General features: G+C 44.2%; 15 protein-coding genes and 2 pseudogenes. 14 read left to right on the top strand and 3 right to left on the bottom strand.

Annotation, left to right across the window (positions count from 1 at the left end; genetic code table 11):
- On the bottom strand, positions 1 to 2295 hold a 2295-nt coding region (locus AB4371_RS17815; RefSeq protein ID WP_372150417.1), incomplete at its 3' end, for a tandem-95 repeat protein.
- 190 nt (positions 2296 to 2485) lie between these two features.
- Between AB4371_RS17815 and AB4371_RS17810 the strand changes: the two genes are divergently transcribed.
- From AB4371_RS17810 to AB4371_RS17755, 12 genes and pseudogenes are all read left to right on the top strand, one after another.
- Positions 2486 to 2836 (top strand): hypothetical protein, encoded by a 351-nt coding sequence (locus AB4371_RS17810; RefSeq protein WP_102393130.1) that lies wholly within the window; start codon positions 2486 to 2488, stop codon positions 2834 to 2836.
- 12 nt (positions 2837 to 2848) lie between these two features.
- Complete coding sequence (locus AB4371_RS17805) at positions 2849 to 4198, top strand: HlyD family type I secretion periplasmic adaptor subunit (RefSeq protein ID WP_017060459.1); 1350 nt, start codon at positions 2849 to 2851, stop codon at positions 4196 to 4198.
- A 3-nt stretch (positions 4199 to 4201) separates the two neighbouring features.
- The gene (locus AB4371_RS17800) at positions 4202 to 6433 is read left to right on the top strand and encodes a response regulator (protein WP_102393129.1); all 2232 of its coding nucleotides are present in this window, start codon (positions 4202 to 4204) and stop codon (positions 6431 to 6433) included.
- Positions 6408 to 7832, top strand: coding sequence for a TolC family protein (locus AB4371_RS17795; RefSeq protein WP_102393128.1), 1425 nt, complete (start codon positions 6408 to 6410; stop codon positions 7830 to 7832). Before AB4371_RS17800 ends, AB4371_RS17795 begins: the two co-directional genes overlap by 26 nt.
- Positions 7822 to 9408: an ABC transporter transmembrane domain-containing protein gene (locus AB4371_RS17790; protein WP_052879653.1), complete on the top strand. Its 1587-nt coding sequence runs from the start codon at positions 7822 to 7824 to the stop codon at positions 9406 to 9408. Before AB4371_RS17795 ends, AB4371_RS17790 begins: the two co-directional genes overlap by 11 nt.
- Positions 9405 to 11543, top strand: a complete 2139-nt coding sequence (locus AB4371_RS17785; RefSeq protein WP_102393126.1) for an ATP-binding cassette domain-containing protein — start codon at positions 9405 to 9407, stop codon at positions 11541 to 11543. Before AB4371_RS17790 ends, AB4371_RS17785 begins: the two co-directional genes overlap by 4 nt.
- 108 nt (positions 11544 to 11651) lie before the next feature.
- The gene (locus tag AB4371_RS17780; RefSeq protein WP_017060464.1) at positions 11652 to 12026 is read left to right on the top strand and encodes a hypothetical protein; all 375 of its coding nucleotides are present in this window, start codon (positions 11652 to 11654) and stop codon (positions 12024 to 12026) included.
- 213 nt (positions 12027 to 12239) lie between these two features.
- Positions 12240 to 15443, top strand: a complete 3204-nt coding sequence (locus tag AB4371_RS17775; RefSeq protein ID WP_372150416.1) for a response regulator — start codon at positions 12240 to 12242, stop codon at positions 15441 to 15443.
- A gap of 10 nt (positions 15444 to 15453) precedes the next feature.
- Positions 15454 to 15930: a hypothetical protein gene (locus AB4371_RS17770; RefSeq protein WP_017060466.1), complete on the top strand. Its 477-nt coding sequence runs from the start codon at positions 15454 to 15456 to the stop codon at positions 15928 to 15930.
- 1 nt (position 15931) lies between these two features.
- Positions 15932 to 17023 (top strand): porin, encoded by a 1092-nt coding sequence (locus AB4371_RS17765; protein ID WP_102321120.1) that lies wholly within the window; start codon positions 15932 to 15934, stop codon positions 17021 to 17023.
- A gap of 259 nt (positions 17024 to 17282) precedes the next feature.
- Positions 17283 to 17561 (top strand): annotated as a pseudogene (locus AB4371_RS17760) (gamma-glutamyltransferase); the annotation flags it as partial.
- A pseudogene (locus AB4371_RS17755) lies at positions 17557 to 17769 on the top strand (gamma-glutamyltransferase); the annotation flags it as partial. The pseudogenes AB4371_RS17760 and AB4371_RS17755, both read left to right, overlap by 5 nt.
- A 147-nt stretch (positions 17770 to 17916) precedes the next feature.
- Here AB4371_RS17755 and AB4371_RS17750 read toward each other — a convergent pair.
- A complete protein-coding gene (locus AB4371_RS17750) occupies positions 17917 to 18975 on the bottom strand; it encodes a hypothetical protein (protein WP_372150415.1) in 1059 nt (352 codons plus the stop codon).
- 87 nt (positions 18976 to 19062) lie between these two features.
- On the bottom strand, positions 19063 to 20394 hold the full coding sequence (locus AB4371_RS17745; protein ID WP_372150414.1) for an anaerobic sulfatase maturase: 1332 nt from the start codon (positions 20392 to 20394) through the stop codon (positions 19063 to 19065).
- 137 nt (positions 20395 to 20531) lie between these two features.
- On the opposite strand from AB4371_RS17745, the gene AB4371_RS17740 reads away from it, so the two are divergent.
- Together AB4371_RS17740 and AB4371_RS17735 are read left to right on the top strand one after the other, a co-directional pair.
- Entirely contained in the window at positions 20532 to 21320 is a 789-nt protein-coding gene (locus tag AB4371_RS17740; protein WP_372150413.1) for a formylglycine-generating enzyme family protein, read from the top strand.
- A 165-nt stretch (positions 21321 to 21485) separates the two neighbouring features.
- Entirely contained in the window at positions 21486 to 23168 is a 1683-nt protein-coding gene (locus AB4371_RS17735; RefSeq protein ID WP_017069461.1) for an alkaline phosphatase family protein, read from the top strand.
- Positions 23169 to 23321 lie beyond the last annotated feature (153 nt).

Raw genomic sequence — 23321 nt, 5'->3', positions numbered from 1 at the left:
ATTGAAGTTCTCGTTTGGCGCAAAGGTGTAAGTACCATTACCGTTATCAGTAAGGATACCGTCACCGCCATCGTAGGTCACACCTTCAACAGTTAGGTTGTCGCCTTCAATGTCCGTTGCGCCTGTTAACAGGTCTGCATCAGTGAAGATGAGTGTGCCGTCTTCTTCAACGCTGAACTGTTGATCTTGAGGGACTGGCAGGTCGTTAACTGGGTTAACCGTTAGGTCAGCTGATGCTTGAACCGTATTGGTGCCATCAGAGATATCGAAACTGATATCGATGTCACCATTGAAGTTCTCATCTGGCGTAATCGTGAAACTGCCATCATCGTTTTGAGTAACGGTTGCATCACCGCCAACCGTTAGGCCGCTAGCAGTCAGGTCATCGCCTTCCACGTCAGAGGCTTGAGAAAGCAGCTGCTCTTGGCTTAGACGGATAGAACCGTCTTCATCGATTGAATAAGCTAAGTCACCAGACACAGGCGCATCATCAACCGCTGTTACGCTTACGTCGATGTTTGCTGACACCGTATCGGTGCCGTCAGACACATCAAAACCGAAGTTTACGTCGCCATTGAAGTTTTCATTTGGCGCAAAGGTGTACGTACCGTTGCCATTGTCAGTAAGGATACCGTCGCCACCATCGTAGGTCACACCTTCAACCGTTAGGTTATCACCTTCAATGTCGGTAGCGCCTGTTAACAGGTCGGCATCAGTAAAGATTAACGTGCCGTCTTCTTCAACACTGAATTGTTGGTCTTGTGGAACAGGTAAATCATTTACTGGGTTAACCGTCAGGTCTGCTGAAGCTTGAACGGTATTGGTGCCATCTGAGATATCGAAGCTGATATCGATGTCGCCATTGAAGTTCTCATCTGGCGTAATCGTGAAGCTGCCGTCATCATTAGCTACAACCGTTGCATCTCCACCAACCGTAAGGTCGCTAGCTGTCAGGTCATCGCCTTCAACATCTGACGCTTGCGATAGCAATTGCTCTTGGCTTAAACGGATAGAACCGTCTTCATCGATTGAGTACGCTAAGTCACCAGACACTGGCGCATCATCAACCGCTGTAACACTCACATCGATGTTGGCAGAGACCGTATCGGTGCCATCTGACACATCGAAGCCGAAGTTTACGTCGCCATTGAAGTTTTCGTTTGGCGCAAAGGTGTAAGTCCCGTTGCCGTTGTCGGTCAGGATACCGTCGCCACCATCGTAGGTCACACCTTCAACCGTTAGGTTGTCACCTTCAATGTCTGTCGCACCAGAAAGGAGGTCAGCGTCGGTGAATACAAGAGTTCCGTCTTCCTCGATTTCAAACGTTTTATCTTCAGGAACAGGCGCGTCATTAATCGGGCGTACCGTTAAATCAATTGCGCTGCTAATCGTTTCTTGGCCGTCACTGATGTCGAAAGTAAGGTCAAGTTCACCATTAAAATCAGCTGAAGGAACAACGGTGAAAGTACCATCACCATTGTCTTGAACTGTTGCATCATCACCAACTTGAACGTTAGAAGCAACAAGCTCGTCCCCATCTACATCACTTGCGTATTCGAGTAATTGTTCTTGAGTGAATGTTATGGAGCCATCTTCATCCATGATGTAAGCCAGATCTTGTTCAGCTTCTGGCGCATCATTTTCACTTTCCACTTTGATTTTAAACGTTTCGCTTACCGTTTCAGAATCAAAGTCATCCTCTACTTCGCTAATGGTCTCTTCGTCAGAAGCTTGAACATCAACTGCAAACGTCTCTTCTACTGTTTGTGAATCTAGCTCATCACCAACTTGTTGGTCACCCGACTCTGAAGATGTCGCACTCGGCGCTGCTGAAGTACGCGCAGCTTGGCCTTGTTCTTCATTACCTTCAGCGTCTACACCACCTGTCGCAGCCTCTGCGATATCACCACCTACAGCTTGTGCGCCCGCTCCAGCACCGCCACCACTGCCAGCAGCGTTATCCGAGCCAGCTTCAGAAGCGGCTCCACCAACTACATTGGATTGTGCAGCGTCTGAATCTCCATCACTTTCTGGCGTCTCTTCTTGCACAGCCGCACCAGAAGCAGAGGCATCTTCAGCATTACCTGCACCACTCGGATTTTCGTCTAAAGCCTGGTTAACTTCGTCTGCCGCATCCGCATTTTCAGCACCCGTCGCTATTGTCGACGCAATCGTGTTTTGTTGATTTTGTTGATTCTGCTGTTGGGAGGGCGTACCCGCGTCGTTCGTGTCCGTTTGTTCTACCGCGTCATTTAGATCTTCATTTTGGTTATTTTGGTTATTTTCGCCTGCCATTACAGCCTCCGTTGCTACTAGCTAACTGATCGTATTTATAGAGGCATTAAAGGACATCATTTTGAAAAACCAATTTTTTATACAACATTTTTCATAATTTCTTTTTAAAGAGAAAGAATCAAAAAAAATTTGAAAACTGCCTTTAAAGATCCTTAGTTATTGTGATTAAAGCAATTAAGGCAGTGGAGCGATGATAGACATGACGAATTTGTTGCGCTCGGTCGACAACAACCACAAAGGGCTGCAATTGCTATTAGGCGACTTTTACAATGACTTTTCTGACGCAGCCCTAAATATAGAAGCGCTTCATAACGGTAATCATTTTGATGAACTCAATAGTTACTCAAAACGATTGAAGACCATCTTAACGTTGCTTTGCGACCAAGACCTTCCGCCAAAAATGGCCAAATTGGAATACTTGAGTAGACACGAGTTTCCTGCGCCGGAAGATCTAATAGAGGATGTAAAAACTGAATTGCACAACGTCAATCGACAAATCAACCACTTGTTGGATATTAAGGAAGTAATAGATGGCAAGTAACCGAGGTCAGTCATGAGCAATAACCAAATAGAACATCACCTCAGAAAAGCACTCGTTTCCAATAACGAGGCTTCTAAGGTCACAGCTGATGACACTATTGTGCTTGCTAGTGCCATGACCAGCGTTCACAAAACGTTGCTCATTATATTCTTGCTCGCTTTGGTCGCTATTGCGGTGGCGTCACAAGCACGTATCGATATTGTTGTTTCTGTACGTGGCGAACTGCTATTGGAATCGGATGTTGAGAAAGTTCAGCATTTAGAAGGCGGGATATTAGAAGAATTGTTAGTCAGAAAAGGGGAAGTCGTTTATGAGGGCCAACCTATCGCTCGAATACGCTCACTTGACCGTAACACTCAACTTGATACCGTCAATACTGAAATTATTCAGATAGAGCTCGATAAGATTCGTTATGAAAGCTTACGCGACATGATAGAGCCTAACTTCGACGCTTTCATTGAGAAATACCCTGAGCAAGTTCAGGTCAACATGAATACCTGGAGACAAGAATTCTCTAAAAACCGTTCAAATGAAGAACTCATTACACACGATATTAAGCACAAGAACTCGTTGATCAGTTCAATGTTAAAGCGTCGCAAAAGTTCAGAGAATCAACTCTCTCTGATACGTAAGCAGCTCAACATCAAAAACACCCTCTATAAAGAAGAGATGGCGTCTTATGTCGACGTTCTTAACATGAAAGTACAAGAGTCGAATATGGTGCGTGAGATTGAGAACCTTGACGAATCTGTGATGAATGAGCGTTTCCAACTCGACAAACTGGAAAAGCAACACCGTGACTTGGTTGAGAATCGAAACTCTGAGTACCAAGCACAAATCATTCAAGCGAACAAAGACCTCAAGCTAAAGCGAATCTTACAACCGCAGCATTCCGACAAGGTTGATCGCCTAGTCGTCTACTCGCCAGTCGATGGTGTGGTCGATAAACTTCACTTCAATTTCCGTTCTGCTGTGATTCCGCCAGGAGAAAGTATCGCCGATATTGCCCCAATAAATAATTCGTTACACGGTGAAGCGAAGATCCCACGTAAAGACATGGGATTTGTCGAAATTGGTCAGGCAGTGAAAGTAAAAATGGATACCTATAACTTTGCAAAATACGGGTTTGTTGAGGGAACCATCGCCTCAATCAGCCGTTCATCATACGAAGAAGAAGACGCTGAATTCTATTTAGCTGAGATTGAAATTGACCGAAACTTTCTTGAACGAGGAGGCACTCAATACAAGTTATCACCTTACATGGAGTTTACCGCTGATGTGAAAACAGGCTCGCGTCGCGTGATCGAATACGCTGCGAAACCGGTGATGTCAGCCATCGAGGATGCTTTCGATGAGAGATAATCAATGAGCGGTAAACCTTCGTACAATATTTCCATACCCGCCCTACGTCTAAGCATACTATTTAGCGTGGTATTGGCTGCGCTCGCTTTCTATTTATACTTTTCTTGGTCAAAAATAGATTCAGTCGCACAAGTGCAAAGCGCCCCACTGCTCATACAAGCCCAGAAGCTTAATCAGACCATAGAACAAGATATTCAAACTCTGCAACAGTGTTTAAGTACCAACACTTGCGGCACTAACGAATTCAACCTGGTTAACTTGAAGCTTGAAATTAATGAATTTCGCTCTTTAGCCTCGTTGAACAAAACCGAGTTCAGCTTGGTTGGGGCAACTGAATACACACAACTGGAATTGGCGATTAATCGTTTCTCCGATAGCGCAAAAACACGTAACGACGTATTAGGCTTGTACCTTTCATTGACCAATAACTATCTGCAGATGGACGACAACTATCGCACCATGTTTAACAACCATGCAAATGACTTAATGTCAGAAAAAAACGAGTTCTTTATCTGGTTGTTTATGGTGGTCGTGATATTGGCTGTGATTACGATTCTATCCAACTCAGTTGCTATGTTGAAGCTAAAGAAATCCAGTTCTAACGAACGCGAAATCGACTATGAATTCGATGCCCTGTATCAAGAGCTGAAGCAGCTAGATTTACAACGTCTTGAAGAGCTTCTTAATGAAGTTAGCATCAACCCCAAGCAGCGTCAGATTTACTCTCATCTCAAACTTATTTTCAGTAAATTAGAAGACCAAAAGCGCAATAACGATCTCTACAAACAGTTGTATGCGCTGATCGGTTATGAGATTCGCGGAATTACAAACACCATCAACGGTGGTGTCCAATATCTGGTTCAAGAAACCGATGAAAACGGCGTGTTGATGGCGAACGATATTACCTCTGCGTGTAGCACACTATCTGAGTTAGCAGAAAACTATAATCGCTTGATATCACAGGGTACGGAAAGCAAGTCGAAAGAGTTCTCTTTACTGAGCGTGTTATCTGAATTAATGATTCATATCAGTGCCAAAGTACAACGTAATGAAAGCCAACTTGACTGTTTTATCTCTGACAACTTACCGAATCGTGTTGCAGGCCAATCCACCAGCTTATTCTGGATACTGTTCCTTCAACTTTCTAACGCTATTCAACTCAAATCAAATAAGAAGCTGTTTGTGACGATTGAATCGGGTGCGGCTTCTGACATGGAAAACACCCGTGTCACCATCAACCTCAATTTCTTATCAACGCTGGATGTCTCTGTTGCCAAGCTCAATAAACTCCATTGGAGCGCACACAAAGATCATACTGCGAACACAGATGACTTAGCGAAAAGCGTTCTGAAGGATTACGGATATTACGAGAGTCACTGGTTCCAATCAGGGGCTCAGGAACGTTTCCAGATTGAACTGGATCTTAAGGCTAAGAACTTCCACACAGAGAAAACTCGCTTTGATGGCAAGCGTTTACTCTTGTGTGCAAATACTCAAGTTCGTATCGATGTGATGAAGAAAATGCTCAGTAACTTGGGGCTTGATATCACCGAGATTCGCACTGCAAATGAGCTTTTCTCTGCGGCGAAAACGTTCGGTGATTACGATGCGATAATGTTGACCGATACCTTTGAACCCAACAAACTGCCGTCGTTGAGTAAGACGGTGAAATCTCAGCTTAAGAACCACCCAAACACCAAGTTACTGTTGTCAGTAACCAATACTCAGCAAGCACAAGAATGTCATAGCTTCGTCGACAAGATCATCAACTCACCAGCCATCCCCTATGAGTTTATTCCTAACTTACTCACCATTATGGAAGCAGAAGCATCGGAAGAGCAGATGGAAAACAGCTCATTCCTTATCGTAGAGGATGACCGAGTTCAGCAGATTTTACTTAAACGGATTCTTACCAAACAAGAATATGAACCAGACATGGTTGGCGATGGCGCTGACGCAGTGAAACACTTCATGAATAAACGTTCAGACATCATTTTCATGGACTGCATCATGCCGGGTATGGGCGGCATTGAAGCCACAAAACGTATTCGCCAGTTTGAACAAGAAAACGAGAAGAACCCTTGTACCATCATAGGTGCAACCGCATTGACCAGCAGTAACGAACACCAGGCTTGTATCGAAGCCGGAATGGATTACGTGATCAGCAAACCTTATAAAAGTGACCAAATAATCAAGGTGATCAACAAGTATGTGGCGGTACAAAAACTTAACTAGCAGCATTATGGCTGCGCTTGCTTTAAGCACGACACCTTCGGCATCGGCGACTACCCTGCTTGAGGCGGTAGAACTCGGCCTGCAAAACAACCTATCCCTTCGCGCCAGTGATAAAGGTGTGGAAGAGAACGAATACAACATTGGGATCAGCCGATCTAAGTTTCTGCCTTCACTCAATGGTGCTGCCGATACCACATGGAACGAGAATGAAACCTTGCTATCGAGCGTTCCCGATAAAACCTCTAGCTATAACTCAAACAGTTACAGCCTTTCTCTTTCGCAATCCATATTCAATCTTAGTGACATTTTCAAATATGGGACAGCAAAACTCGACTTCAATATCGAAGAGATTAAACACGAGAACAAAATCCAAAGCACCATTTCGGAAATCGGTTCTCAATACTTTGAGTATTTGAAAAACAACGCCCAAATCAAAGCGACCAAGGTTGAGCTTAAATCGTCCGAAACGCGCGAACATCAAATGCGACGTAATGTAGAGCTTGGTAACACCGCAGCCAGTGAGCTTTACGAAGTGATCGCTCAGAAAGAAGGCGTGTCGAACCGATTGAGAACCTTGCAAAAAGATCGACGTGTCATTATCAACGGGCTCTCTATTCAAATTCAATACCCTATTACTCCGTCGCAAGACATATACGAAAGCGTGCCTTTAAAAGAGATAAACGAAACAGAGCAACGCTCGATCATGGATCAGGCGTTAAAGCTCAATAACGATTTATTGGTAGCAAAGAAGACCGTAGAGAGAAGCCGCAGAAGCTTAAAAGAGAGCGGTACGAATTTCTTACCGACCGTGTCGCTTTCAGCCAGCTATCGACACGATGATGCCAATAATTTCGACAGATTAGATCCAACAGCGACAGGCGAAAGTAACTCAACCAGTGTTGGCTTAAACCTCGCCGTGCCTATCTTGTCCGGTGGTTCTGATTACTATGGTTATCAGAAATCATCAACGGCCATCGAGCGTACTGAACTGCTTTACCAAGATGCGCTTTACACCACACGTAACAGCGTGAATACCTCCGTGCTCAACATTAACGATTTCTCGCAATCTATAAGCAGTTACGAAAACATCATTCGCGCCAACTACGCGTCTTATAAAGGGATCCAAAGGGCCTACCAATTAGGCACGCGTACCATCACCGACTTGCTGGCGGCGGAAAGTAAACTGTTCAGCGCGTTAAGAGACTACGAAAGCGCACGATACGACTACATCATCGAGACCATCAAGCTTGAGCAAATTAAAGGCATACTCTCGATTCAATCTATCGAAAACGTGATGCAATTAATGAGCGATATTGAAGGTCGCGACAATCAAGATTTGGTGCCGAAACATCTTATCTCAACGGATTCATTGAGGAAAGGAGGCCGTAATGCAAACTGAGCAATTTTCGCAAAAGATCAACATGGCAGATAAGTGTTATCTGACTTTCTCAACGATAATATCGACCCTGTTTGGTTTGGTACTGCCCTTCTCTATTCTGATCATTTTTGACCGAGTGTTACCCAACCAAGCACAAGATACGCTGTTCTTATTGTTCGCGATTATTTTGATTTCCATCTTCCTCGACTACCACTTAAAAAGTCAGGAAGAGAAGATATCTTCCGTCATCATGAGGCAGTTTGAAACCAACCTAACCAACAAGGTATTCCAATCCATCTGTTTGGCAGAAATCTCTAAATTCCGTCGTTTGGAGCCAGGCGAATACCTAGAACGAATCTCAACGATTCCTGAACTTAAGACCTTCTTTGGTGGAGAATCGGTTCGAGCGCTTATCAACCTTGCTGTTAGCGTGATTACTATACTTATCATCGGTCTCATCAACATATGGGCTGGTATTACCCTTCTAATTGCCTCGGCCGTCTTAGCGATTTTCGCTTGGAGCCTTTCCAAACAGAAAATTGGTAGCTTGCAGAATAAGTCAGACATCGAAGGGTTAACTACCTCCAAAATCATTGAGATCATCTCTAGCCCGCTTGATATTAAAGCGCGAAACATGGAGTACCGCGTTGAAAGCCTGATGACACAAATGGTCGAAGAGCGTGAAGTGGAGAACATCAAATATGAGCAAATCGAGTCGAACTTTGGCTTGATTTTGGCGCTCATCCAACAGCTATCCATTGCTTGCGTTGTTGTGGTCTTGGCGACTGCCGTAATCAATATGGAATCGAGTCAAGGCATCATGGCCGCGATCATCATGCTAACCAACCGTTACTTTGCGCCATATCAACAGGTAATGAGAACCGCGAGCCGCTGGGAGTTAAACAAACTCCATATCCAACGTATCGCTGACCTCCTTGAATTGGCCGCCTCTGTTGAACACCAACATGAAACAACAGAAGTTGAACGTATTTCGGTTAAGTATTCTGAAAAGCAGCGTATCGAGTTCGAACTCGGACAAGCCTATTTGCTGACAGGGAAAAGTGGTTCAGGTAAGACCCACCTCGCTAACTGTATTACGCGTCAGAACAGTGATAGCAAACTCGATATCATGATTAACGACACGCCTTTGGATGACGTCAATTACAACGTTTGGCGTAACAGTGTTCTGATGGTTGATAAGACCAGTTCGTTCGTAGAAGGGACGATTATCGATAACCTGACCTGTTTCCGACCAAGCTTGAATAACACGGCGTTTGCACTGTGTGAAACCATGAACATCAAAGCGCAAATTGATGGGCTTCCTGCCGGGTTTTATACAGAACTCAAAGGCCATATGCGTAACCCATTCTCTCGCCAAGTTGGCTACGCCTTATTATTAGTTCGTGCCCTGCTCGCCAGTAAGCGTGTATTGATATTCGATGACATCGATTGTGTCTTTGATGAGGAATTTGCGAGAGTCGTTCTCACCAGTACGGCTTATCGCGCCAATGACAAAATATTGATCATCGCCAGCAATAAAATGGACAAACTTAATCACCGCCTCAAACGCGTAAAACTTACCGGAGGTGACCAATGAGTATCCTAGTTGACTTCAATAATGTGCCGCAACGTGTCTTGGATTTTGAATCTAGTGGATACGACGAACGTTACAGTCAATCGCCACTTATTCGTGGTTTGGCCTACACCCTGATAGCACTCGAATGGGAAGGCACACCCGCAATACTCAGCGATGCTTTTATTCCAAAACCCAAAGATGGCGACAGCTTTACAGCAACCATAGAGCGCCTTGGATATCGCTGTGATGTTACTAAACTAAAGACACTCGAGAATATCGATAAGCACCCACACCCATGCTTTATTGAAATAGAGAATCTAAGTGCGATTTTCTTAGGCACCAAAGATGGAAAGTTGCTGCTGTTTGATTACACGAACAACAACACCATTGAATACCCAATGTGTAAAAAGCCCTGCTTGCTGATTGCGATTAGCGAATATTCTCGTCTGTTCCGCGAACCACCTCCGGAATCGCAAGACAGAAGTAATTGGATTAAATACGCTTTCTATCGTTATAACAATGAACTTAAAAGCCTGATCATTCTGAGCTTCGTCATCAGTATTCTCGGTGCATTGCAGCCATTCTTTATTATGAGTGTATATAACTTCGCACTGACTTCGAGCTCCGAAGCCACACTCTATTGGTTAACCTTATTCGCCATTATTGTTGGCTTCTCGGAGTATTTCTTTAAAAAGATGCGGGTAAATATCATTGCCACGTCCGGTAAAGATCTCGCCGTGCACATCTCGCAAGCCGTTATATCTAAGCTGCTGTGGCTACCTTATGCGATGACATCTACAGCTGGGGTCTCTTCTCAGTTAGCGCGTTTGAAAGATATCGATACCTTCCGACGCTTGGTGACCGCAGAATCAACGCTTAGCTATTTTGATATGCCGTTTGTGATTGTATTTATCATCGCCATTGCTCTGATGTCTGGTACAGCGGCATTGGTGGTGATGGGCGGCTTAATACTGATGTTAGTGTTCTGTATTTACTCGCGCTATATCTACTCGCAAGCCACATCCAAAAGTTCGCGTGCCAATGCGATGGTTTCGTATCAATGGAATGAAATTCTTCGTGGTATCAAGACTATCCAAGGCCTGCCTTTACTTCGTGTCGTTCAATCTCGATTCAGCGCATCGCATATGCAAAGCACCAGCGATGCAGAGAACGTTGCCGTAACGAACAGTAAGATTCAGGCCGCTGGCGGTAGTTTGATCCAAGTGATTGGCACAGCAAGTATCGTGACTGCAGTTATTGGCGTGATGGAAGGTACTTCTGATGCGGGTGCCATGCTCGCGACCGTTATTCTGGTTTGGAAAGCGTTAGGCCCAATCATGGGTATCTATAACTCAATTTCCAAGTTCCAGTCGATCAAAGCTTCGTCCGCACAGATCAACAATTTAATGTCGATGAATGACGACAAATTAACCTTAGAGAAAAGCCCGCCTATTCGCCTGTTCCAAGGCAGCATCGTGGGCAGCGGTGTCAGTCACCGATACGCGGGAGCAGCAACCGGCTTAACTAACTTGGGGTTCAAAATCCCACCCAGTGCCAAAGTGGTCATTTGTGGCCCTACGGGCTGCGGTAAAACCACCTTAATTTCAATCATTGCTGGGTTAGAAGACCGCTATCAAGGCGCTGTATCTGTCGATGGTTACAACATTAAACAGTTCAATAGCTACCGTTATCGCACGTCGATTAACTACATCCCTTTCAATTTGCATATTTTTGAAGGCTCACTTGAGACCAACTTCATTTTACACAACGGACTGATTCCAACAGACAAGATGCAAGAGATGATCAGCTTCTTCGAATTAGATGAATGGCTTCCGGAAGGCTTGGCTACTCAGTTAAGCGTGGATAAATGCAAAAGTCTTCCGAATGGAATTCAACAAAAACTGCGTCTGGTACTTGGCCTAGGTAACTGTGAGCAATCTCTGATTATCATTGATGAACCGTTCAACGGTGCAGAGCAAGAAAACGCTCAATACTTTAATCGCCTGTTCTCCGATAAATTGTTGAATAAGACCGTGATTTTTTCGACTAACGACCCTGGTTTGATCGCAACATCAAACATGAGTTTAGTGTTAGAGCCGGATGGAAATTTGAAATATTTTGGCTTAACAGACAAATACTTAAACAGCTTAAGCTAAAACCTCAACGCTTAATCACAATTCGCTATTTAGGGAAATGGATATAATTGACAAATTCATAAGCGGGAGGGATGATTCGCCCCAATACCACAGGTAACAAGGAAGAATATGTACACATTCGTTGCAGACAAGCTTGATGTAGCTTACTTATCCGCAATTCCTGAAAACCACCAACTTCAGGAGTGCGATGTACCTGAAGAAGAGATGGAGCTTCGAGAGATCGTTGAGGTTTGGTATGAGTCTGCCTTCCTACCCGCTTTCAATCTTCAGAAAATAGACATTGAGAACAAAGCAGAGCTCACCATCGTACAAATGCACGTATTCAGCAATGATACGAGCACACTCGCCTTCCTACTAAAAAACAGAGTGTATCGCGCCGCACTTAACAGAATGCTCGGTATTTGGACATTAGAACCCTCTGCAAAAACCGTATTAGAGCAACTTCTTTTCGAATTAAGCCTCGATAACAATCGTCCTCATTAGTAAGCTTTTAAAGTGATTCATCAATAAGCATAAAATTAAACAAACTGCCAAACGCTATAAATTACTAATAAAAGAACGCATTTCAAAATAAGCTCTGGAATCACAAGAACTTATACCTCTCCCACACTTACGTAAAATTTACCGTTTCAAAGTTTCCATATCGGCATTTTTATTCTACTGTTTTTATATAACGACAGTTGGATGGATCCTTATATGGCGATTACGGTTTGGAATAACCTTTCAGTCAAACATAAACTCTTTGGCTTAGTTCTACTTCCCATTTCATTATTACTCTTCCTAGCAGGTAGACAGGCTTATATATTAACGACTCAGTTAACCGATTTTGAACGAACCAATCAGTTATCTGTCTATCTTCAAGATATTTCTATTTTGTATAGAAGTACCTTAGCCTCTAGCCCTGAAGAGTTTGCTACTCAAAGCAACCAAGTAAAGGCAGAACTTAAAAACCTGTCTCCCATCATTTTTTTAGACGCATCTGGTGAAATGAATCAACTTGTTGCCGATTTCAGCGAAGCGACCTTATCGACGATGCAAGTGACTGACACTTACGATAAATTGGATGCCCTCGAATGGCAGAGCGATTTATACAAGCAACTGTTACTTGAAGTAGAGAAAGTCCCTTTTGAAAACACTAAACGTGAAATTCAACAGCACCTCACTGCCCTTCAACAACTTGAGTGGTTGATGTTTTGGTCGAACGAAGAGTTCAAGCTTGGTAGTTCACTGATTGAGATCTTCCAAATCAGCCAAGAGTACGACCCAGAACTCGCCGAACAGATCAAAACCTTGAGTGAAAGACAGCAATTGTTCTTAGAGCGCTTTGTTTCATTGAACGCCAACGAACATCAAGTTTCTTTGATGGTTGAAGTGTTTCGAAATGATGTGTTTGCTCAAAGCCAAGAGATAAGAAGCGCGCTACTCGACCTAAATACAATCAGCCAACTGACGCCACAAGAAGTGTCTGTCGGCTTAGAAGCGATGAGCGCACGGCTCAACTTATTACAAAGCCTTGGCGGCGTAATCAAGCAAGAGTTTCAACAAGAAGTTGAGCAAGCCATCTATGACGCGCAAATACAACGAACCCTGTTTATTTCAATCGTCGCTTTGCTGGCAGCGATTGTTATGGGTTTAACTCTTAGCTTGGCGAGACAAGTCACTAACAACCTTAATTTGGTGTTAGCTTTCTTAAAAAGCGAAAATGATGACACGCGCCCTTCTTTAGATAAATTAATCCAAGGTAAAGATGAACTCAGTCTGTTTGCTCAGCAAGTTGAACGATTGACCATCGAACGAGAGCTCGCGAAAGAGAGATTGACGGTAGCAAAAGAGGACGCAGAGAGAGCCAAAGAGGATGCCGAACACGCGAAAGACAACGCAATACAAGCCAGCAAAGCAAAAAGTAGCTTCTTGGCCAACATGTCTCATGAAATTCGTACCCCGCTCAATGGTGTTATTGGTATTTCGGAAATCCTCGCAGATACGCGGCTTACACCGACACAACGTGACTATGTTGATACGATCGAAACTTCATCCCAACTGCTCCTTAGCTTAATCAACGATATCTTAGACTTCTCTAAAATTGAGTCTGGCATGCTATTAATCAGCCCGCATTCTGCATCGATTAGAGAGTCGATATACGACATCGCCTCTATTGTGGCACCAAAAGCGAAAGAACAAAGAATATCGATTAACGTTGATATCAGCCCAGATACACCAGCTCGCGTGATGATCGACGATCACCGCTTAAGACAGATCCTAATGAACTTTATGTCGAATGCAGTGAAGTTTACGGCTGAAGGTGGCGTAACACTGTCGATCAAAACACTCGAACAATCTGATGATAATGTCACCATTCGATTTGCCGTTCGCGACACAGGTATTGGTATCGATAAACAACAACAGAAGCAAATATTCGAGCCCTTTGCTCAAGAAGATGACTCAACTACACGTCAATTTGGCGGTACTGGTCTTGGCCTCGCCATCAGTACACAGTTGGTCGAACTGATGGGCGGGCAGATTCAGCTCGATTCAGTCAAGGGGGAAGGCAGCTGTTTCTACTTCGACTTAGAATTACCCGTTGACTTGATACTGCCAAAACCAAGTACAGCAACGGCTGATATTTATGTGCTGGGTAACGAAAACATGCTCTCCGAGCGAATCGAGTCCGACCTTAACCTTTATGGTTTGAAGGTTACCGATAAAACGAATGATATAACGGCAATTACAGAGCAGCTCTCCACTCAAAAACACACTAAACCTATTACTGTTGTTTTCGCCGAAGATGACGCATTCCTAGCTAATACCCACGCAGATAACTTAGAAAAGCTGCACCAAAACGGCATCACTATCTGTTTGATACGTTCCTTCTTAAGTGAGCCAGCGGATCTTGGTGACAGCGTTACTGCACAAGTCGCACAGCCCCTACTCGGCTTGCGTTTAATTAAAGCTATTGAGCTTTGTGATACACGAGGTTTGGCGGAACTATCAGAAGCAAGCCAGACATCAGTCGAGATCCAACACAAAATCCTCATCGTTGAAGACAACAAGATCAACCAAAAAATTGCTGGTCTTCATGTCGGTAAAAGTGGTTTTGAATTCGAGTTCGCTAATAATGGTCAAGAAGCTGTGGACATGTTCACCGCTAATCCTCATTACGCGGCGATACTCATGGACTGCATGATGCCGGTTATGGATGGCTTTGATGCAACAAGCAACATCCGAAGAATTGAAAAAGAAACAGAAGCGACGCGACGCATCCCTATCATTGCATTGACCGCCAGTGTCATCGATGACGATATTCAGAGGTGTTTCGACGTTGGTATGGATGACTATGTACCAAAACCATTCAAGTTCGAAATGCTTAAAGAGAAAGTACTCACCGCGGTAGAAGCTATGCCACTACCAGCTTCCTATAAAGCTCAACCTAAGAAACAACCTGCAACTGTCACTCCAATTATCAACGGGGCTGCGACCAAACGTACTTTGCCTGAAGAAGCGGAACAAAACGCAATTCCGAGCAAATCAGAGAGAATCTTGCTAGTCGAAGACAACCGCGTCAATCAAAAAGTAGCTTCTATCATGCTGAAGAAGGCCGGATATGCCTTTGAAATTGCAGACAACGGACAAATTGCCGTTGATATGTACCAGAACGACAGTAGCTTCGACATTATTTTGATGGATTGCATGATGCCTGTTATGGACGGTTTCACGGCAACTAAGGAGATTCGAGAACACGAGAAAAACCAAGGCTTAAGCAAAACTCCTATTATCGCGTTAACCGCCAGTGTTATCGATGATGATATTCAAAAGTGCTTTGATTCCGGAATGGATGGATACGTAGCGAAGCCCGTAAGAAAAGAAAAGCTATTCCATCAAATAGAAAGTGCGACTTGTTAGGAGATACCTCATGGATTGGATTAGAACAATAAAAACACTTCCCCGCAGAGTCATGTTGCCAGTCGCGGTAGGGCTATTAGGAAGCTTGCTTTTTCTAAGCCCTGCTCACGCCGCTGAAGATTATGCCATATTTTCTTTAGACTCCGGATTTGAAGAGATATCAATAAACAAAGCGCGAAAGCTCTATAGAGGGAAAACTAAGCACCTCAATGGCAAACGTGTTGAACTGTCTGATTGGCCTGAGAACAGTGCCGAAAGAGAGGACTTTTATCAGCTTTTGCTTGGAAAAAATGCCGCTCAAATGAATGCACACTGGGCTGGTTTATCTTTTTCAGGAAAAGCGCGTTATCCAAGAGAAATCAAAACGGCGTCAACCGACAGCTTAGTCGACTGGCTTGATGACAAACCAAACCGTATTGGTTACTCCCCACTCTCTTCGGTTCCTCAAAATGCCAACGTTCTCTACGTTATAAGTTCGGAGAAATAATATGAAAAGAATAATTACGTCAGTGTTATGTGCCTCAATGGCCTCTCCGGCTTTTGCGAATATCGAACTTACCGATAATTTATCCTTGAGTGGCTTTGGCTCAACGTCTTGGGCAACATCGGATAACGATAATCCATTAATCATCAACCGCGGTTTTACTGATGAGAGCTGTTACGACTGTGATACCACATTTGGTGTTCAACTCGATTACTTCTACAACTCATTCAAAGCTTCCGTGCAAGTTGTCAAGCCACCCCAATATGATTGGAGTGAGCCGCAGCTAGAGTGGGCTTACTTAGGTTATGAATTTAATGACTTTGATGTCAGCATTGGTCGATTACGACTACCATTATTCCTTGCCTCTGAGTACTACTATGTAGGCCAAGCCTATATGACCGCGAGGCCACCTACAGAGGTGTATAACAGCGTTCTCGGAATCACAGCTTTCAATGGCATAAAAGTGAGCTGGACTCACGATGTCAGTGACGAAGCTACTCTTTTACTTACTCCGTTTATCGGCATAAAAGATAAAAATGACGTAGATTTCAACTCGACTACAAAACTGGAATTTGAAACCAACCGAATGTTCGGTGCCAATCTTCAATTGAGCGGTGAAAACTATCGTTGGAACTTGTCATTCCTCGACTCCAATTTTGATCAAACCGTTTCTGGCACGATTACAATCCCTGGGACTTCGATAACAGCTCCATTCAGTAGCAAACAAGACAACCAACACATTCAACTTTGGTCATTAGGAGCAGAATACGAACTGGGTCAATTTGTTTTGACAAGTGAAGGACAGATCAGTGACATCTCGTCCTCGATGTACGCTAGTTTGGGCTACAGACTAGATTTATTCACTCCATACGTCGTTTACGGAGCAGAGTTTGATTCTCACGAACACCTAACAGGAAACAGCTACCTAATTGGTGTGGATTACGATGTGTTACCTAACGTCTCCATCAATGGCGAAGTGCAATATTTTGAGGCTCGTAAAGCAAACGGTGCCTTTGTTGAGAATTTCAACGCACTTACTGGTTTTGATGACAAAGATGCCGTCCTTTATACCATCATGTTGAGTTTCGTCTTCTAACCCAAAATTAGACAATCACCATTAAATAAAAGCCCAAGGTAATCAAATAACCTTGGGCTTTTTAATGTCTTTGAATTGTCATGCTTAACAAGCCATAACATTGGTCTTAACTATCCTTTAATAGAAAAACATTTAGTTTGTTTGGCGATTAATGTCAGAGCCGTCAATATTGTGTAAGAAGGCTGCAAACTAAAGAACTTCACTACCTTAATTTGGTCAACCTAAGAGCGAATAAACAGATACCTTAAACGGAGAACGCATGCGAATAGCGACTTTATCTTTAAGTTTGGTTTCAGCGGTCGGTTTCGCGGCTAACCCAAATCCTTTTCCAATTACGCCAGACGAAACTGGCGAAGAGTTTATGGTAAGTGCAACGAATCCATATGTAAGCAGCACTGGGTATTCGGTACTCAAGCAAGGAGGTAATGCAGTCGATGCAATGGTGGCGATGCAGATGACAATGTCGGCGGTTGAACCGGATATGACTGGGATTGGCGGCGGTACTTTTGCGCTGTTTTACCAAAAAGACAAAGACCAAGATTGATCGCACCAAACCTTACGACCCAACGGGTTTGCTCGTCGAAAAGAAAACCTACGCCGAAATGTTAGTACCAGAGTTCATGCAGCTCGGTTATCCGGTGCATGTCATTCCAGTCGTCAGTGGCTTGAATGCCATTGAAGTCAAAGATGGCAAGATCTATGGCGCGACCGACAGACGCCGTGCATCAAGCTCTATGGGTGAATAATAAAACGAAATGGGCAAGTAACAGGCTTGCCCTTATTTTGTCTTTAGTTGCTTGAACCTCGTCTAAGCAGTTCATGGATGCGAAAAAGCCAGTCGAACGTGTCGACTGGCTTTTCATTATAGGCTTCGCTAATTACTCATTAGGATATTATGAGCTTGGCGCTACTCGTTTATCTTTCAACTGATCAATAACATAGTCAGGAGCTACTTTACCTAGCTCACCTAAGCAATCATCGGTCTTTTCATTTCCGTAGCGCACATAGATATCGCATACCGCGTATAGCTGCTCTGGAGAACCAGAGATCAAATATGCTTTCTCGAACGATTTAGTCGACTTGTCGATATCCAACTCTTCTTGTAATACCCCATTTAGGTACCAGTAGTAGCTGTTATCTTTCGCTAGCTTCGCAGCCACTTCAATCTCTTTGGCTGCCGCAGTTTTGTCTTCAAGGCGAACCAGAGTCAACGATTTCGAATAATGCAGAGCGGCGTTGTTTGGCACGCTCTCCAAACCACGATCTAATACTTTGACTGCTTGCTTATCTTTGTTCTGAGCTCGAAAATTATCTGCGTAGCTCAACCAAACTTGCGCTTCTTTTGGATGCGTATTGATCAGCTCTAGATAAACCGTTTCCGCCTTATCCCAATCATTGTGCCAACGAAGCACATCAGCAAACAGTAATTGGTACTTTTCAGATTCTTGCGTTTCCAAGAAGCTAATAAGCTCTATGACTGGTGGTTCAATTTGTGCTTTCTGCTCGTCATCCAATGCATTGAAGTCACGGACTAGGTTTGACGTTGCCGTATGGCGAACCATGGTATCGCTGTCTTTTAGCAAGGGTGAAACTAACGCCCAGCGATGTTCAAGTTGGTAAGGTTCAGAACCGATAACCGCCGCTTCACGAACTTCAGGGTTTTGATCTTTTAAGCCTCTTGCCACCGCCACCAGCGCATTTTGGCTTGGATATGAAGCAAGCTCTTGCAGTGCACCAGTACGATTTTCAACAGATTGATTCTGATCTTGTGCCATGTAAGACAACTGTTGAATGCGGGTTTGAGTGTCCGTCATTTCAAGCACTTGATTGATATTTTGTGCTGGCGCGTCAACCGTTTGTTGAACGCTATTCGCAGCCATCGCAGACGTTGAAATTAATGCGGACGTTGAAATCAATAAAGCAACAGCCGTCGCTAAACTCTTCTTCATCATAGTATTACCTTAAACTGGAGAACTTAGCCTGTCCTTAGACTCGTATCTGATTAAATTTATCTTGGACCTGTTGATCCAAAGAACGAGTTAAAACTTGGTCTCGAACGTAGCTTGTTGCGCCTGTTTTGCTCGATGCGCCATCAATACTGAGTCGCTGAATTTACCATGAGCAACCGGATGCCCCATCGCGCGAGCGATGTACGCCATCGACTTATCGACATGAGAAAAGAACTTATGCCAACCTGCACATAAGTAGTTCAAGCCCGGTTCGCCTGCACGAGTTTTGATAAAGCGGTTCTTAGGGCACTCACCATGACAAGTGAACTTGTAATCACACTGCTGACATTGACTGGTCAGTGTGCGGGATTTAGCAAAACCAAACTTTTGCTGTGGTGCGCTGTACGCCAAATCATCAAGTTTCTCGTGATGAATATTGCCAATTTTGTACTCAGGGTAAACATAGTGGTCGCATGAGAAAACATCGCCATTTGGCTCCATTGCCAAACCCTTTCCGCATATCTCGTTCAAGGTACACAATGGGTTCGGACGCCCAATCCACGTTTCTAAACTTGCTTCAAAATACTGAACAAACACCTTACCGATGTCGTTCTTAGCCCACTCGTCAAATACAGAAATAAGGAAATTACCCCAAGCCAAATCCGACACACACCACGATTCCATGATCGAATCTTTATGGCCGGGGATCAGGCGTTTGTCGCCTTGTTTGAGCTGCTCGCTTACTTGGGATGTTTGTGGTGCAACCGTTCGGAACGTTTTCTGTTCAACGATAGGAATAAACTGCATTTGCGGTGACTTCACAACATCACGTAGGAAGCGATAGACCTCAAGTGCATTTTGACTGGTGAGGTTATTCACACAAGTAAGCGTTGCGAACTTCACTTGGTGTTTGTGCAGCAGCTCCACAGCCGCCATCACTTGTTTGAATGTGCCACGGCCAGCTCTGTTAACACGATAGGCATTGTGCAGCATTTCGGGACCATCAATACTCAAACCGATCAGGAAGTTGTTCTTCACAAGAAACTCCGCCCAATCATCATTCAGCAAGGTACCATTGGTTTGTAAATCGTTTGAAATCAATACACCTTCAGGTTGGTACTTTTTCTGTAGCTCAACCACGCGTTCAAAATACGCCAAACCTAGCATTGTCGGTTCACCGCCCTGCCATGAGAAGATAATTTCTGGCGTGTTTTGACCTTCGATGTATTGTCGGATGTAGGTTTCTAACGTCTCATCATCCATTCTTGGAGAACTGCCTTTCTTGTACTCCAACAAATCTTGCTTACTTAGGTAGTAACAATATTTACAGTCAATGTTGCATGCTGCGCCAATCGGCTTAGCCATGACATGCAAGCGCTTAGACGCTTTACCGTTATATTGTGGACCTTGAGTAATATGCATGATTTACCTACCTATTTTAGTATTCTGGACCCATCATAATTCCTATTCGATCAGGTGACATGTTATACCCTTTATAACCAATAGGAATGACCTTAAACGTTAGAATTAGACCCTATTTCGAACATCTGAGGCACGTGATGAAATTTCTTAATTACAAACAGTTAGCAACAATTAGCAGCGTCACCATGACTATCCTTCTGAGTGGCTGTGTAAGCGTGCCTACACACCCCATCGCCCAACAAATTGACCAAGAGATGGTGTTGGTTGAAGGCGGCACATTCACCATGGGGTCGAACGGTCCAGAAGCGACCAAAGCAGAGCGTCCTGCACGTAATGTAACTGTAGATAGTTTCTATATTGCGAAGTTCGAGGTGACTCAAGAATTGTTCGAATCGGTGATGGGTTCATCTCTCAGTTATTTCCAAAACCCACAAGTTCCGGTCAATAACCTTAGTTGGCAGCAAGCAAACTATTTTGTTGAGCAGTTGAATGAATTAACGGGTGAAGAATACCGTCTGCCTACTGAAGCTGAATGGGAATTTGCAGCCAAAGGTGGCAATAAAAGTAAAGGCTATACTTACAGTGGTTCCAATAACTTAGATGATGTTGCGTGGTACTCAGCAAATTCTAAAAATAGCGCACATCCAGTCGGGCTAAAGAAACCAAATGAACTAGGCTTATATGACATGACAGGAAACGTGGGCGAGTTTGTTATCGATGCCTTCGATGACACCTTCTACCGATTCGGTCCAACAGACAACCCTAACAACGCAAAACACAGCGACGTCGGTTTATCACACAAATCGGTTCGCGGTGGCAGCTTTGCTTATGACGAAAATGAATCTGAAAGTTACCGTCGTGACTTCGCAAGCCAATCGATCACTATGTCAGATATGGGGCTGCGTTTAGTTAAGGATGTGAACTAGCTAACGAAGCGAACTAACTAAAGATGCCGAAGGTTATGGTTCACTAATCGTCACCAACAATACTAAAAATACGATTCGCACTGCACACACGTTACAAATCTGGCCAAACGTTGGAAACCTGACCAAACATTAGAACTCAGCGGCAACAGTGAATAAGGAAACTCTATGCAATACACCAAGCTTTCAGGACTAACCCTCGCGTTACTCTGCGCTCTCCCAGCTTCAGCTGAGGAAAAGCCAAATCTAGTCCTTCAAATCACGGTAGATGGCCTGCGCGCAGATCTAATCGAACGATATAAGCACAACTTCGGTGAAGGCGGTTTCCGGTACTTAATGGATGATGGTACCTACTACACCAACGCAAACTACCAACATGGCAACACGGAAACGATCGTGGGCCATGTGTCGCTTGCAACAGGTGCTCCACCGAGCGTACACGGCATGGTAGGTAACGTTTGGTATGACCGTAGCGAAGAACGTTTGGTGTATAACGTAGAAGACGGTAACTACCAAATGCTGACCTCTGGTGCAGGTGTCGATAAAGCAACAGAGATCGACCCAACGCAGAAGACAGCACAAGGCGATGGCCGCTCTCCAGAGCCAATACTCTCCACCACGTTTGGTGACGAACTGACGATTTCCAATAGTGGCAAATCAAAAGTATTCGGTGTATCAGTGAAAGACCGCGGCGCAATCTCATTGGCAGGACACAGTGGTAAAGCCTTCTGGTTCTCCAAAGCACAATCGGAGTTTGTCACCAGTAACTATTACTATGACGAGTATCCAGATTGGGTATCACGCTGGAACGAGAAAGCGATTGCTGCTCAGTATTCCAAACAGAAATGGGAGCTCTCATTACCGCGTGATAAATACACGTTGCAAGAACACGATACCGAACACAAAGTGAAACTCGGTGACTTCCAACGCACCTTCCCTCATCCTTATGGCCCGGCAAGTTACAAGTACTACAGCACAACGCTAACCGTCAGCCCTGCTGGTGACGAAATCACGGAAAACTTCGCTAGCACCTTGTTGATGCAAGAGAAGCTTGGCCAAGGCGACGTGACCGATTATCTGTCAGTGAGTTTCTCATCAAATGACTACGTGGTGCACCTTTACGGCCCTGAAAGCCTAGAAACAGAAGACAACCTTATCCGACTTGATAAGACTCTCGCTAAGCTTTTCAAAACCGTGGATAACCAAGTCGGGCTAGAAAACACATTGATTGTGCTGTCTGCCGACCACGGTGTACCTGAATCTTCACCTGCGGCAAATGCGCTTGGTTTCAATCAAGCTCAATACTTCAATAAAGACACACTACTCTCGAGTGGTGTTGAGAAACGATTGAAGGATGAATTTGGTTTAACCAAAGACGCGATTCGCTTGTACGCACAACCTTACATCTATCTGAATCATGATCTGATCGCTGAGAAGAAGCTTGATCTGGCTAAGGTCCAAGAAGCTATTGCGGATGAAATTGCAAAAGTGAAAGGTGTTGCGTTTGCTGTATCAAGTAGTGACATTGCGGCTAACCGAGTACCGGATACGCATGTGATGCAGCTAATTAAAAACAACTACCACCCTGCTCGTTCTGGCGACGTGTACGTAGTATTTGCACCGCGCAGCTACATTAACGACATGGAAGGCCTCCAAATTGCCTCTACACATGGTTCTCCGTGGAAATACGACACTCATGTGCCTGTGATCTTTGCAGGCTACGACGTTGAAGCTAAGAAGGTATCGCGACCAGTGACGCCATATGACATTGCGCCAACGCTTTCGAACAAACTGGGTATCACCCAACCAAGCGGGTCAATCGGAGAAGTGCTGCAAGAGATCACTGAGTAGACTCAATCTCTAAGGTTTCGTGAGCTAGATTTCGAATCCAGCACCCACTCAATAAAAGAGGTTCATCGCGGATTAGCGGGAACTAAAAACAAAAACGGTAGTAAGTGATATGGTTTAGTCGCCAAACAAAAATCATACACAAACTACCGTTTT

Origin of the sequence: Vibrio sp. 10N.261.51.A3, from assembly GCF_041471965.1 — a bacterium.
In the GTDB taxonomy this organism is placed as follows: domain Bacteria; phylum Pseudomonadota; class Gammaproteobacteria; order Enterobacterales; family Vibrionaceae; genus Vibrio; species Vibrio crassostreae_C.
Note: the sequence above shows the minus strand (reverse complement) of the source record. Positions and strands in the feature narration are given on the sequence as shown.